Here is a 13,465-nt window from a genome sequence, read left to right as displayed (position 1 = left end):
GGCCTGCCCCGTTGCCCGACGACGCACTGGTCCTCGGACTGGACGTCGGCGGCACCACGATCAAAGGCGAAATCACCGACCGCGCAGGCGAAGTGCTCGCCGTCGCGACCGTGGCCACGCCGCAGGGCGAGGCGGCGTTCGAGGCGATGGGCGCGCTGGGCGATCAACTGCTGGCCGAACTGCCCGCGGCCCAACGGGATCGGGTGCGCCGCGCGGCCGTGGTCCTGCCCGGGATCGTCGATTCCGTCCGCTCGATCGCGGTGTTCAGCAGCAATGTCGGCTGGCGGGACGTGCACATCGGCGACCGGTTCCGCGACCGCTGGGGCATCCCCGTACTCATCGAACACGATGTCGCCGTGGCGGGTTGGGCCGAATGGCGCTTCGGCGCGGGTCGCGGGCACGACAACGTCTGCGTGGTCATCCTGGGCACCGGCATCTCCGGCACGCTGTCCGTCGGCGGACACCTGGTGCGCAGCAGCTATGGCCAGGTCGGCGAATACGGGCACATCCCGGTGCGCCCGGACGGGCTGCCCTGCCCGTGCGGCAACACCGGATGCGTGGAGACCGTGGCCTCCGGCGCGTCGATCGCGCGCGCCTACACCCGCCGCACCGGCCGCGAAATCAAGGGCGCGGCAGAGGTTTTCGCGCTGGTCGAGACCGATGCCGACGCCAAAGCCGTACTCGTGGACGCGGTGGACGCGCTGGCCGACGGACTGATCGGCATCGTGCACGCGGCCTGCCCCGAGTTGATCATCCTCGGCGGCGGACTCGCCGGCGCGGGCGCGGCCCTCACCGACCCGCTGCACCAGGCCATCGCCGACCGGCTCCGCCTGGTCCCCGCCCCCCACGTCGTGCTCGGCGAATACGGCGCCCGCGCCGGTTTGATGGGCGCCGCCCTGTTCGCCCGGCAAGGAGCCCTGGCATGAGCCCGGTGGCCCGCACAACGGTCCGCCCGGCCCCGAGTCCCCGCCCGCCCGCCTTCCCCGCCCCGGGCGTCGAGGCGGAGGCTGCCATCTCGCGCCCAACTGGGTACCCGCCCCAGATTGACGGGTACCGCGCGGCCGACCGACCATGGGATGGACCGCTGGTCGCCGTAGTGCGCCGCGACCGGCAGGTGGCACGAGCGGTGCCTGGCGCAGGCTGTCGTGTGCGAGCGGCGGGCACCGGGCGCGCCAATAGGGTGTTCCTATGAGTCCGGGTACCGAATTGGCCATTCGCGGGCGCGTGGTGTGCGCGTCCGCTCAGTGGGACGACGGTGTCGTCTCGATCGTCGGCGATCGGATCAGTGCGGTCGCGCCCTATTCGGAATGGGTTGCGGCACATCCGGGGTCACCGGAGCCGGAGTTCACGGGCACGCTGCTGCCCGGACTGATCGACATCCATAATCACGGCGGGCTCGGGCATCGGTTCGACTCCGTCGATCCCGCCGAGGCGCGGGCCGCCGCGGCCTTCCACCATGCGAGCGGGTCCACGACCGTGGTCGCGAGCATCGTCACCGCGGCCGCCGCGGACATGGTGGCGCAGACCGCGATGCTGCGCGGACTGGCCGAGGACGGCGTGCTCGGCGGCATCCACGCCGAGGGGCCGTTCCTGTCCGAGGCCCGCTGCGGGGCGCAGGATCCGCGGTTCCTGCGCGACCCGGATCTCGAGCTGACCGAGCAGCTGCTGCGGGCCGGCGGCGGCGCGCTGCGGATGATGACGCTCGCACCGGAACGTTCCGGGTACGACGCGGTCGCGCAGCGGCTCACCGAACACGGCGTGGTGGTCGCGCTCGGCCACAGCAACGCCGACTTCTCCTCGTTCCTGAAGGCCTTGCGGCCCAGCGGCCTCGGCAGCGTGGTGACCCACCTGGCGAACGGCATGCCGCCGCTGCACCATCGCGAACCGGGACCGGTCGGCGCCGGCCTCGTCGCCGCCGCGGCCGGGCACGCGATCGTCGAGCTGATCGGCGACGGCGTGCACGTCGATCCCGGGTTCGCCGCACTCGCCTTCGCGGCCGCGCCCACCCGGGTCGCACTGATCACCGACGCGATGCAGGCGGCGGGCCTCTCGGACGGCGAGTATCAGCTCGGCCCGCAGTCGGTCACCGTGCGCCAGGGCGTGGCCCGCATCGCGAACGGGTCGCTGGCGGGCGGCGTCAGCACCCTGCTGGACTGTGTCGCGCGTGCGGTCCGCGAATCCGGGGTGCCGCTCGAGGCGGCGGTCCGCGCCGCCACCGCGACGCCCGCGGCGGCGCTCGGCCTCGCCGACGTCGGTGACCTGCGCGCGGGATATTTCGCCGACCTGTTGATCGTCGGTGACAATCTCCATATGCATCGGGTGCTCAGGCGAGGACAGTGGTTGTCGTGATCCTTACCGTGACCATGAACCCCGCCTACGACATGACCTACCGGGTCGAGCACTTCGAACGCGGCCAAGCGCACCGGGTCCGTTCCGTCGAGCAACGCATCGGCGGCAAGGGCATCAACGTCACCCGGGTGCTCAACCAGCTCGGGAAGTACGCGCGGGCAACCGGTTTCGCCGATCACGCGTTCGCGGCCGCCGCCGAGTTGGAGATGCCGGTCGATTTCGTGCACGCGCTGCCCTGGGTCCGGCGCACCGTGGTGATCAGCGAATCCGAGGACGGCACCGCCACCGCCCTGTGGGAGCCCGGCGCCCGGGTCTCCAACCCGCACGCCGCCGAACAGCTCGCGGTCCGGGTCACCGGCATGCTGCCCGATATCGACGGCCTGGTCATCTCCGGCTCGCTGCCCGGCGGTATCGCGCCGACGCTGCCCGCCGAGATCGCCCGCGGCGCCATCGCCGCCGACGTGCCGACCATCTGCGATGTGGACGGCGAGGCCTTGCGCCTGGCCGCCCAGGTCCCCGGCGTCGTCCTGATGCCCAACGGCGACGAACTGCACCGGCTCACCGGCGTCAAGCCGGCCACCGCCGAGGAGGTCGTCACGGCCGCGTACCCGCTGATCGAGAGCGGGGTGCGCGCGGTGATCGCCACCCGCGGCGCCGACGGCATGGTCGCGGTCACCGCCGAGGGCGCCTGGTTCGCCGCGCTGCCGGAACCGCTGGCCGGAAATCCCACGGGCGCGGGCGATTCCGCCACCGCCGCGGTGATCGCCGCGCTCACCGCCGACGAGGTCCCCGACTGGCCGACCATTCTCACCGACGCGGTGGCCACCTCCGCCGCCGCCGTGGTCATCCCGGTGGCCGGCGAGATCGATCGCTGCCTGCGCACCCGCATCGCCCCGACTGTCCGAGTCACCCGGCTCGACCTACCCACCGCCCAGGATCCGACGGCGTGAGCGCCGCGGCGGGCTGAGTCCCCCAGAGAGAGATACCGATGCCGCTGACGCCTGTTTCCGAGTTGGTCACCACCGCCGCGCCCGGCGGGCTCGGGGCGTTCAACGTGATCGTGCTGGAGCACGCGGAGGCCATCGCGGCCGCCGCGGAAGCGGCGAAACGACCTGTGGTGCTCCAGCTTTCGGAGAACACAGCGAGCTATCACGGCGGCCTCGCACCGCTGGCCCTCGCCTGTTTACGGGTCGCGGCCGACAGCAGCGCCGCCATCGCGGTGCACCTCGACCACGCGACCGATCCGGCATTGGTGCGGGCCGCGGTCGAACTCGGCGTCGGCTCGGTCATGTACGACGGCTCCACCCTGGACTACGCCGCCAACGTGGCGAGCACCGCCGAGATCACCCGCTGGTGCCATGAGCGCGGCGTGCACGTCGAGGCCGAACTCGGCGAGGTCGGCGGGAAGGACGGTGCGCACGCCCCCGGTGTCCGCACCGATCCGGACGAGGCCGTCGAGTTCGTCGCCGCCACCGGCGTCGACGCGCTGGCCGTCGCGGTGGGATCGTCGCATGCCATGCACACGCGCACCGCGACCCTGGACAACGAATTGATCGCCCGGCTCGCGGCCAAGGTTCCGGTCCCACTGGTGCTGCACGGTTCCTCCGGCGTCTCCGACGACGGGCTGCGCGCCGCGGTCGAGCACGGCATCACCAAGGTCAACATCGCGACTCGGCTGAATGTCCTGATGACCGAGGCGGTCCGCACCGCCTTGGCGGCCGATCCCGCACTGTCCGATCCGCGCAAATACCTGGGCCCCGGCCGCGCAGCGGTGCAAAACGAAGTCACGCGCTTCCTTCAGCTCCTGGCCTGACCAGGAAAGAGCGCAGTCGGCGACGCTGACTTCCACGCCGCCGACCGCTGGGAAGGGTGAACCGTTCCCATGCGGTCCACCGAAGCTCGGTCCCCCGGGAGAGGGCGGCCGGCGGCAGCTGGAATACCGCCGCCGACCGCTCGGGGAGGGGTGCATCGGGGCAGCCGATCCACCAACTCGATCCACCCTGCCCTCCCCACCTGAACACTTCCCCTGACGCACCTGAGATTCCGTTAGGAACCCATACGACCCGCCTCTAGTCGGGGATCGCGGCGCTCAGTGCGATATTGACCCAGCTGGGTTCGTTCGGGTCCAGGCGCAGGTGCTCCGGGCGCAGACCGGAGTCGATCAGGAACGGGGCGGGCGGCAATCCCTTCGGAAAGTTGCTGGCGTACACGTCCACCCGCAACCGGTGCCCCGGCTGCAAGACCGCATCGATCGGGGTTGCGGCGATGTCCAAGGTGACCGGCACACCGGGCACGGTCGGCTGCCGTTTGTCCAGATCCAGGAGGTAGCGCGGTTCGGTGTAGTCGCCGTTTGCGGAGGTCTTGCTGGCCGCGTCGTCGACCTGACGCAGCGAGGAAACCAATTGGCCGGTGGCGATCTCGCGCGAGGTGCCGTCGGGCGCGACGTCGTTGACGGTGGTCACCCAGTAGCCGTCCGCCGCGTCGTGCACCACGTTGAGGTGCACGTTGATCGGCCCCGAGATGGTGGTGGCCTCGATGACCGGGCTGCTGGTGAAGCTCAGTCCGTCGTGCTCCCACACGCGTGAGTCGTTGCCGCACACATCCAGCAGCGCGGTGGCGCCCGCCGTGATGCGCGCGACGTCACGACCGCACAGGCTCAGCAGGCCCGGTGCGACCGTCAGGTCACGGGGTGCGGCCTGCCGCGGGCTCTCCGCGAGTCCGCCGTCGAACACCGAGGACGTCGCGGTACCCGAGGGCACATCGTTGAGATACACGCGCCGATAGGTCGCCTCGGTGCGCGGGAACTCGGAAAGGTCGGTCCAGCCGCCCCCCTGCTGCTTGACCACGATCGGCGCGTATTCCTCGATACCGTTGTCGACGCCACGCAACCAGTGGTCGAACCAGGCCCGCTGCAACACATCCAACCGCGGCGGCATCCCCTGGTGCCCGAAACCCGCTATCCCGGAACCGATGTGGTACCCGTCGCCCATGATCAGCTTCTTCTGCTCGGCGGGCAGCGGAATAGCGTTGAACGTATCGGTCGGCGAGGTGCCGAAGATGTCGAACCACGCCCCCACCATGAAGGTCGGCACCTGAATGTTCTCGACCTTGGCCTTCAGCCCCTGCCGGAACGGCGAATCCGGGTCCACGAGTTGGCGGGTGCGCGGGGTGAGCTGGTCCGGCGTCAATGCGGTGTAGCCGTTGGCCACCATGTCGACCAGGGTCAGCGGATCGGCGATCCGGTCCTTCAGCCATTGCAATTGCTGTGCGGGATCGAATTTTCCGACCGCGAGCGCGGTGACGTCGGGAATCATCTTGAGCGCGTTGACACCGATCAACCAGGGCACCAGGAAGCCGACGCCCACCGCACCGCCTGGACCCGCGATGTCGTTGAAGATATCGGCGCTGCCCTCATAGGCGAAGACGGCCTTCAGGCCCGGCGGACGCCGGTCGGTGGCCTCGATCGCAGAGATCGCGGTGAACGAGATCCCCATGGTGCCCACGTTGCCGTCGCTCCAGGGCTGCCGGGTGATCCAGTCGATCACCTCGGCGGTGTCCTGCTTCTCCCGGTCGCCGAAGACCTGCCAGGAGCCCTCGGAGGTGCCGGTGCCGCGCATGTCGACCTGCACCAGGGTGTATCCGGCTTCGGTCAACGCCCAGTCCTGCGCGGCGGCCTCCACTGCGCCGCCATCGAGCTGGCGGGTCATATCGAACAGTCCGTCGATGCCGACACCGGGCAGATTGATCGAGGCGATCCAATCCTCCAGCGGCTTCTTGATACCCAACCCGTCCGAGGCGGCCAGCACCGCCTGTCCGATGAGAACCGGCAGCTTTCCGTAGCCCTGCATCTGCAGGATCACCGGCCGCCTGCCATCGGCGACGCGGCCGTCCCGGGCCGGGTGAATGATGTCGGCCTTGAGCACCTTGCCGTCGCTCATAGTGATCGGCACCGCGAGATCGGGGGCGATTCCGTGGTAGGGCTGCGGTCCGTCCACCGCCGCAGTCCATTGCGCGGCGTGGTCGCCACCGTCGATCCCGGTGAAGCCCCCGACCGGCTCACCCGAGGCGATCGGCGTCACGAACGATGCCCCCACCAAAGCCGCCGAGACGGCCACTATGCCCTGCGTCACGAACCGCTTCGTTCGCTTACGAGCCACCATCCCGTGTGTCCTGACTCTCATTCGATCCATGGGCCAGATTGTTGCTACCGGCCGGTAACTACGACTCGTCCCTGGGCGACATCGTTTTACCCCAGCGCGACAGGGTGCCGGTCCGACAAGGGCAGCACTGGACATTTCCCCCGGTGACGCGCACATGAGCGGCCCAGACAATTGCCGCACGCCTTGTCCGCGAACGCGTAGCTGGCTATTCTGCGAACCCGCCGGTAACAATTCACGGCGGGCAGGTGGAGGGGAGTGCGATGGCGGTCATGGGGCGGGCGGCGACCCTGCGCGGATACCGCGAACTGGTCGACGAGCTGGGCGGCGACGGTAGTGCGCTGCTGCAGCGCCTCGGCATCGCCCCGGAGGCGCCGGACTCCGACGAGGCGATCCTGACCGCCGAATCGATGGGTTGGGCGCTGGAAACCGCGGCAGCGGAGTTGGCCTGCCCCGACTTCGGCCTGCGCCTGGCCGAACGACAGGACCTGAACTCGCTCGGGGCGCTCGCGGTCGCACTACTCAACGCGGCCACCATGGGTGCGGCCCTGGCCTGCCTGCAACGCTATCTGTTCGTCCAGCACGCCGGGATCTCGGTCCAGCTGTGTCCTGATCCGGCCCAGCAGCGCGGCGTGATCGCCCTGCACTACCGCGACATAGCCGAGGCGACATCCTTCAGCCAGGGCATCGATCACGGTGCCGGGTTGGTGCACCGGTTCGTGTGCCGGGCCGTCGGCGGCGACTACGGACTGCGCACGCTGCACCTACCGCACGCGCAGCGGGCGCCGCTCGCCCGCTACCTCGAATTCTTCAACGCCGAGGTGCGTTTCGACATGCCGACCACGCTGTTCCGCTTCCCGGCGGATCTGCTCGCGCGACCCTTGATCGACGCCGATCCGATGCTGCACAAGCTCGCGATGGACTACCTCGACCGCAACTACTCGGGGCTGGACCAGACCATGACCGCCCGAGTCCGGCTGGCCATCGACCGCGCCCTGCTCGAGGGCGGCGCCGATATCAGCACCGTCGCGGACATGCTGACCATCGGCGAACGCAGCCTGCAGCGCGCATTGGCCGCAGAGGGAACGACATTCACCGCGGTACTCGACACCGCCCGCCGTGACGCGACCTACCGCCTGCTCTGCGAAACCGATCTGCCCATGGGCCGCATCACCGCGATCGTCGGGCTGCGCGAACAATCCGCGCTGACCCGTGTCGTGCGCCGCTGGTACGGCACCACGCCCCAGCAGATCCGGGCCGAGGCCCGCGAACGCGCACGAACCAGCCGATGACGTGGACGGCCGGCGGCGCGGGCGAGGGGGCGAGCGCCGCCGACCTGCGGGCCGGCGGGCCAGGGCAGTAGGCCCACCGGGGGTGTGCCGGAGGGCGCGGTTCCGGCCTGTTCAGCGTGACCGACGCACCTCGAGGGTCGCCCAGGCACAGCTGGGAGTGGGCTGTGTGTCCTGCCCGGCCGCGTCGCCCCACCGGGGACACAGCGCCTACCCGGCGCGCCGTTGAGTAGACCCCGAAAGGCATTGTGCACCAGGGTGAATCAGCGCTCGTCGAACGACGCGGGGCCGTCCTGCGGCCAAGCGTGCGCGGCCAGCCGCGTCTGCACCCGCGCGACGTCGGCCTCCGAGGGCATCTCGTTGGTGACCTTGGTGATCATCACCTGGATATCGGTCTTGTCCGCGGGCAGGTCCCCGGATCCGGCCAGTTCGGCGGCGATCTGGCGCACCTCGTCCTCGGAGAGGCGGCGGCGCAGCAGGGCGAGCAGCGGGATGTAGTCGGATTCCGGGACACCGTCCGGATATCCGGCCCGCAGCCAGTCGATGATGGCGTTCAGGAAGGGTGGCATGAACGCTGCTCGCTCAGTCCGAGTCGGAGGGCGGGTCGGCGAGCGGCCAGCCACCGGCCGCGAGGTGCGAGGCGACGCGCGCCACGTCGACGTCGGCCGGCTGTTCCTTGGCGACGCGCGCGATGGCGTCCTCGATCTCCGCACGCGTGATCTCGCTGTCCGGGTTCGAGGCGGCCAGCTCCTCGGCGATCGCGACCACCTCGAAATCGGTGAGATGCCGATGCAATACGGCGAACAGCGCGACATAGTCGGAATGCGGAATCCCCTGCGGGTAGCCGGCGCGCAGCCAGCCGATCACCCGGCCGAGCAGATTCGGCCGGAGTTCCGCGGGTTTGGCTTGATCGGTCACGTTCCGCCCTTCAGGACTGTCCGAACAGGTGAATACCGAACCTGGCGGCGATGAAAGCCTTTGCCGTATAGAGGATCCCGGTGACGATCGCCGCGATGATCAGCCCGAAACACACTAACGCAACCGCGAGCGCGGGGTAATTGCGTTGGGTCACACGACCATCGGCCGTCACGGTCTCGGCCGCCGACCAGAACCGTACCCCGATCGCGAACACCAGGGGCAGGCCCGCGCCGAGCACCAGCCCGGCCAGCATGACCTTCCACAGCGAGTTCAGATTCGTGATGAGCGTATGCACGTCGCGTCCTCCCTAGACCTGAGCCGACCGGTTCGGCGTACCGGGCTCGGCCGGCTGCCCCTCCCGGGCGGGCGGCTGCGGCGCGCCCGACGCACGCTCTGTCTCCGGCGCCTGCGGTGTTTCCGGTGTTCCCGATGCGTGCGGCGCGGCGGCGGCCGGTTCGTCCGGCTTCGCAACTCCCCCGAAATCGCCTGCCGTGCCCGGCGTGTCGCCCGGCCATTCGTTGACGTTGGTGGTGTCCACCGGATCCCGGCGCGACCGCAGATAGATCAGGGCCGACAGCCCGAGCAGGATCGCGAACACCACCAGCACGCCCGGCAGCCCGCCGATGAAATGCGCGATGGCCCAGCACAGCGCGCCGGCGACCCCGGCGAGCGGCAGCGTGAGCAGCCAGGCGACCACCATGCGGCCCATCACGCCCCAGCGCACCTCGGCGCCCTTGCCGAGGCCGGTGCCCAGGATCGAGCCGGTCGCGGTCTGCGTGGTCGACAGCGGCAGCCCGAAGTGGGCCGAACTGAGAATGATGGCCGCCGAGGCCGTTTCGGCCGCCAGACCCTGCGGGGATTCGATCTCCACCAGGCCCTTGCCGAGCGTCCGGATGATCCGCCAGCCGCCGAGGTAGGTGCCCAGCGCGATGGCGACCGCACACGCGGCCATCACCCACAGCGGCATCTCGTCGTTCTTGGTGAGCGTGCCGTGCGCCACCAGCGCGAGGAAGATCACGCCCATCGTCTTCTGCGCGTCGTTGGTGCCGTGCGCCAGCGAGACCAGCGAGGCGGAGCCGATCTGGCCCCAGCGGAAGCCCGATTCCACCTTGCCGGGATCGGCCCCCCTGGTGATCCGGTAGACCAGCCAGGTACCCAGGGCCGAGACCAGCGCCGCCACGATCGGGGCGAGCACGGCGGGCAAGATGATCTTGGTCAGCACGCCGTCCGAGCCGGCCGCCCAGATCACTCCGCTCCAGCCGAGCGCGGCCAGGGTGGCGCCGATCAGCCCGCCGAACAAGGCGTGCGAGGAACTCGACGGCAGTCCGAACAGCCAGGTGAGCAAGTTCCAGAGGATGCCGCCGACCAAGCCGGCGAAGACGATGATCAGCAGGTCGTGGCCTTGCACCGCATCGAGCCGGACGATCCCCTTGGCCACGGTGGCGGCGACCGCCACGGACAGGAAGGCCCCGACCAGGTTGAGCACCGCCGACAGGGCGACCGCGACGCGTGGCCGCAGGGCGCCGGTGGCGATCGAGGTCGCCATGGCATTCGCGGTGTCGTGGAACCCGTTGGTGAAATCGAATGCGAGTGCTGTGACGATGACGATCAGAAGAACCAGTAATTCGACGGTCACGCCTCTAGTGTGCGGTACGGGTCAATAGGATTGCCAGGTGGTTGCGGTTAACCGCGCGTCGGCCGTGCGTTAAGTTGGTTCCTGTCCTCTATCGGCCCGGATTCCCGCGTCCATCAGCCGAATCGGGTGCACCCCGGCGCCGTCGGCTTGCCCGCGACGCGGTCCTCGATCCAGGCATATGCACCAGGAATGCCGCTGGTGCTGACGATGAAATGTTCACCGAGATATACCTGGAAATCCACCTGTGTACCGCCGCGGCACCAGTCCCGATACAGGTTCTCGGCACCGGCCAGCGGCACCCACCATTCGTTCCCGCCGTGATACATGAACACCGGAATGGTCGGCGGCAGGGCGCCGAGCCGGTTCTGCGCCAGGATCTCGCGGATGAACGGGACCTCGGTAGGCGCGGGCACGTCGGTGAGCGCCTGCACCGGAATCGGCGCGACCAGGCCGACGAACTCCTCCGCGGCCATGCAGAAGTCCCGGCCGACCCGCGCCAGGCGCCAGCCGTTGTCGTTCATCAGGTCGAGCATCTCCGGATACTCGCGCGCCAGGCCCAGCGTCGCGGCGAGGAAGACCCCGGAGGCGGCGTCGCGCCCGTTCATGGTGTGGATCAGCATCTCGAAATCGGCGGGCACCCCGCCGAACGCGACCCCGACGAGATTCAGCTCCGGCGCGTAGCGCGGCGCCAGCTGAGCGGCCCAGGCGGAGGCGATGGCGCCGCCGGAGTAACCGGTGATCGCGGTCGGCGCGGCGGGTTCCAGTCCGAGTTCGGAGGTGCGCACCGCGGCCCGGATCGCGTCGAGCACCGCGTGCCCGGCCATCAGACCCGCCGCGTACGCCTGCCGGGGCCCCTGATGATCGGGCACCAGCACCGCGAATCCTTTGGACAGCGGGATCTGCGCCATCCACAACTTGCTCGACACCATCCGCAGCTCGTACGACGGGGCGCACTGGTGCCCGAGCGAATCGATCGCCGGGTTCAGCGTGACCAGTGGCCGCGGGCCCGGACCGGTCCACGGCGTCGTCGGCATCAGCAGGGTGGCGACCACGGGCACCGGCTGATCCTTCGCGTCGTTCGAACGGATCAGCAGCTCGGTGGAGGTCAGCGGCACACCCGTGACACCGGTGCCGCCGGGGCGGGACGCGAGAACCGTGCCCGGAGCGCGGGATTCGAAGCCGGCCGGCGGGACGTAGAACGGATCGCCCAGCGGCGTCGGCATGACATCGGCGATGTTCTTGGAGGGAAAGAGCAGATCATCGATCGGATCGGCGTGCGCGAGGGTGCCGAGCACCGCGCTCACCGCCACGACCGCGGCCAGCGCCAGCGCGCGCAGCCGCCACACCATCGAACCCAACCGTCATCCCCGATCCCGAAGCAGCATCCCGCCGAACCCACTGCATTCTGGCCCGCACCCCACGCCCCTGAGGAGCCCTTATTTGCAGTGGCAGCGCCATCTTCGCATCGCGGCGGCGCGGCTGTGCGCCGAATCGCCGAAGCCGCACCGCCGTTCAGGGCAGCAGCGCGCGCACGGTGTCGATGGTGTCGGCATCGCGGGCCTCTTTGTCTGGCCGATAGCGAACGACCCGGGCGAAGCGCAGCGCCACGCCACCGGGATAGCGCGGACTGACCTGGACTCCGTCCAGGGCGATCTCCACCACGAGTTCGGGATACAGGTAGACGGTGTGCTCGTCACGGGTGCGCTCGTGCCGCGGGAATTCCGCTGTCTGCCACTGCAAGAGCGCGTCGGTGAGCCCCTTGAAGGTCTTGCCGACCATCACCGGTTCGCCGGTGTGCGGATCGCGGGCGCCGAGATGCAGGTTCGACAAGTACCCGGTGCGGCGGCCGTAGCCCCATTCGGCGCCGAGCACGAGCAGGTCCAGGGTGTGCGTCGGCTTGATCTTCTGCCAGGCGCGACCCCGCCGGCCCGCCGCGTACGGCGCGACCAGCGATTTGATCATCACACCCTCGTGGCCCGCGGCGAGCGCGCCGTCGAAGTACTCGGCGGCCGCCTCCGCGTCCGGTTCGAGCAGCGCGGGAATGCTGTGTTCCCCGGCCACTCTCGTGAGCGCGGCCCGCCGCTCGGACAGCGGCGCGTCGAGCAGGTCCTGACCGTCCAGGTGCAGGCAGTCGAAGAAGTACGGATGCAGCAGCAGTTCCCGGGTCGAGCTCACCTCGGCGAAGCGGCTCATCGTCTCCTGGAACGGGCGGGGCCGCCCGAAATCGTCGAGCGCGAGGGTCTCGCCGTCCAGCACGACGCTGTCGCAGTCGAGTCCGCGGACCAGGTCCACCAATTCCGGTACGCCGGCCGTGATGTCGCGCAGCGTCCTGGTGAACACCCACACCCGCGGGCCCGTGCGATGCACCTGGATCCGCGCGCCGTCCATCTTGATCTCGGCGCTCACCTTGCCGTCGAATTCGGCCAGGGCCTCGTCGAGCGAGGCCCCCGGCGAGGCCAGCATCGGCTGGATCGGGCGGCCCACCTCCAAACGGAACTCGCTGAGCGCCGCCACCCCGCCGGTCAATGCGGCGAGTGCGGTGACCGGCAGCCGGCCCGACAGCATGTAGGCCCGCCGCACCAGCTCCACCGGCACCGCCGCGGCCACCGCGACGGCCTCGCTGACGATCGCGGTGAGCGCACCCTGGCGGAGTTCACCGGTCAGCAGCCGCAGCAGAAAGGCTTGCTCATCCGACGTCGCCGCGGTCCACAGCGCCACCAGCAGCTCTTTACGGCGGGCGGTGGAACCGGTACCCGAGGTCGCGGCCACCTTGCTCAGCGCCGTGTCGACGGCCGAAACCGTCAGCGTCGCAACGGGAGCCGGGGGCGTGTCCAGCCCGGCCAGGGTGCGCCAGCCGGTGCCGATGCGTCCCTGGCGTAGCTCGCCGGAGACCCATGCGACGACGGGCGCGAGCTCGTCCGGTCCGGCGGTGGTCAGCAACTCGGCGAAGGCGGCGATCTTCGTTTTCCGTGACCTGGTTGCGCGAACCGTCTCCGAAGCCTGGACGACATGCGAGAACAACACCCGACGACGGTAGCGCCTCGCTGTGACAAATCGCTCAGCTCTGCTGTTAATTCCCCATTGGCAGGGTTGCGAAATCGACCATAAACTGGACG

The 13,465-nt window shown here is 69.8% G+C and carries 12 protein-coding genes; 5 read left to right on the top strand and 7 right to left on the bottom strand.

Going from position 1 to position 13,465, the window contains the following annotated elements:
• The 4 genes from NBRGI_RS11615 to NBRGI_RS11600 all read left to right on the top strand — a co-directional run.
• Positions 1 to 926: ROK family protein (locus NBRGI_RS11615; protein ID WP_036558555.1), on the top strand; the 926-nt coding region annotated here is incomplete at its 5' end.
• Between the two features lie 262 nt (positions 927 to 1,188).
• Entirely contained in the window at positions 1,189 to 2,349 is a 1,161-nt protein-coding gene (locus NBRGI_RS11610; RefSeq protein WP_029895381.1) for an N-acetylglucosamine-6-phosphate deacetylase, read from the top strand.
• Positions 2,346 to 3,299, top strand: a complete 954-nt coding sequence (locus NBRGI_RS11605) for a hexose kinase (protein WP_029895378.1) — start codon at positions 2,346 to 2,348, stop codon at positions 3,297 to 3,299. Before NBRGI_RS11610 ends, NBRGI_RS11605 begins: the two co-directional genes overlap by 4 nt.
• A gap of 38 nt (positions 3,300 to 3,337) precedes the next feature.
• Positions 3,338 to 4,162: a class II fructose-bisphosphate aldolase gene (locus NBRGI_RS11600; RefSeq protein WP_029895376.1), complete on the top strand. Its 825-nt coding sequence runs from the start codon at positions 3,338 to 3,340 to the stop codon at positions 4,160 to 4,162.
• Positions 4,163 to 4,418: 256 nt separating this feature from the next.
• On the opposite strand, the gene NBRGI_RS11595 is transcribed toward NBRGI_RS11600, so the two are convergent.
• A complete protein-coding gene (locus NBRGI_RS11595) occupies positions 4,419 to 6,479 on the bottom strand; it encodes a CocE/NonD family hydrolase (protein ID WP_235210922.1) in 2,061 nt (686 codons plus the stop codon).
• Positions 6,480 to 6,769: 290 nt separating this feature from the next.
• Between NBRGI_RS11595 and NBRGI_RS11590 the strand changes: the two genes are divergently transcribed.
• Positions 6,770 to 7,798, top strand: a complete 1,029-nt coding sequence (locus tag NBRGI_RS11590; RefSeq protein ID WP_029895372.1) for an AraC family transcriptional regulator — start codon at positions 6,770 to 6,772, stop codon at positions 7,796 to 7,798.
• Positions 7,799 to 8,058: 260 nt separating this feature from the next.
• On the opposite strand, the gene NBRGI_RS11585 is transcribed toward NBRGI_RS11590, so the two are convergent.
• The 6 genes from NBRGI_RS11585 to NBRGI_RS11560 form a co-directional block, all read right to left on the bottom strand.
• Positions 8,059 to 8,364: a DUF3349 domain-containing protein gene (locus tag NBRGI_RS11585; protein ID WP_029895370.1), complete on the bottom strand. Its 306-nt coding sequence runs from the start codon at positions 8,362 to 8,364 to the stop codon at positions 8,059 to 8,061.
• Between the two features lie 13 nt (positions 8,365 to 8,377).
• A complete protein-coding gene (locus tag NBRGI_RS11580) occupies positions 8,378 to 8,713 on the bottom strand; it encodes a DUF3349 domain-containing protein (RefSeq protein ID WP_014988675.1) in 336 nt (111 codons plus the stop codon).
• Between the two features lie 10 nt (positions 8,714 to 8,723).
• Positions 8,724 to 8,966: a hypothetical protein gene (locus NBRGI_RS11575; protein WP_228836497.1), complete on the bottom strand. Its 243-nt coding sequence runs from the start codon at positions 8,964 to 8,966 to the stop codon at positions 8,724 to 8,726.
• Between the two features lie 54 nt (positions 8,967 to 9,020).
• Positions 9,021 to 10,349, bottom strand: a complete 1,329-nt coding sequence (locus NBRGI_RS11570) for an inorganic phosphate transporter (RefSeq protein WP_029895367.1) — start codon at positions 10,347 to 10,349, stop codon at positions 9,021 to 9,023.
• Between the two features lie 113 nt (positions 10,350 to 10,462).
• On the bottom strand, positions 10,463 to 11,698 hold the full coding sequence (locus tag NBRGI_RS11565) for a lipase family protein (RefSeq protein ID WP_029895366.1): 1,236 nt from the start codon (positions 11,696 to 11,698) through the stop codon (positions 10,463 to 10,465).
• Between the two features lie 163 nt (positions 11,699 to 11,861).
• Complete coding sequence (locus NBRGI_RS11560; RefSeq protein ID WP_029895364.1) at positions 11,862 to 13,373, bottom strand: ATP-dependent DNA ligase; 1,512 nt, start codon at positions 13,371 to 13,373, stop codon at positions 11,862 to 11,864.
• Positions 13,374 to 13,465 lie beyond the last annotated feature (92 nt).

Source organism: Nocardia brasiliensis IFM 10847, assembly GCF_000710915.1.
Lineage (GTDB): Bacteria > Actinomycetota > Actinomycetes > Mycobacteriales > Mycobacteriaceae > Nocardia > Nocardia brasiliensis_A.
Note: the sequence above shows the minus strand (reverse complement) of the source record. Positions and strands in the feature narration are given on the sequence as shown.

Bases quoted from the DNA above. Each gene is read 5' to 3' on its own strand.
- NBRGI_RS11575 (WP_228836497.1), bottom strand. From the start codon at position 8,966: ATGCTGGCCGGGCTGGTGCTCGGCGCGGGCCTGCCCCTGGTGTTCGCG.
- NBRGI_RS11585 (WP_029895370.1), bottom strand. From the start codon at position 8,364: ATGCCACCCTTCCTGAACGCCATCATCGACTGGCTGCGGGCCGGATAT.
- NBRGI_RS11565 (WP_029895366.1), bottom strand. From the start codon at position 11,698: ATGGTGTGGCGGCTGCGCGCGCTGGCGCTGGCCGCGGTCGTGGCGGTG.
- NBRGI_RS11610 (WP_029895381.1), top strand. From the start codon at position 1,189: ATGAGTCCGGGTACCGAATTGGCCATTCGCGGGCGCGTGGTGTGCGCG.
- NBRGI_RS11590 (WP_029895372.1), top strand. From the start codon at position 6,770: ATGGCGGTCATGGGGCGGGCGGCGACCCTGCGCGGATACCGCGAACTG.
- NBRGI_RS11600 (WP_029895376.1), top strand. From the start codon at position 3,338: ATGCCGCTGACGCCTGTTTCCGAGTTGGTCACCACCGCCGCGCCCGGC.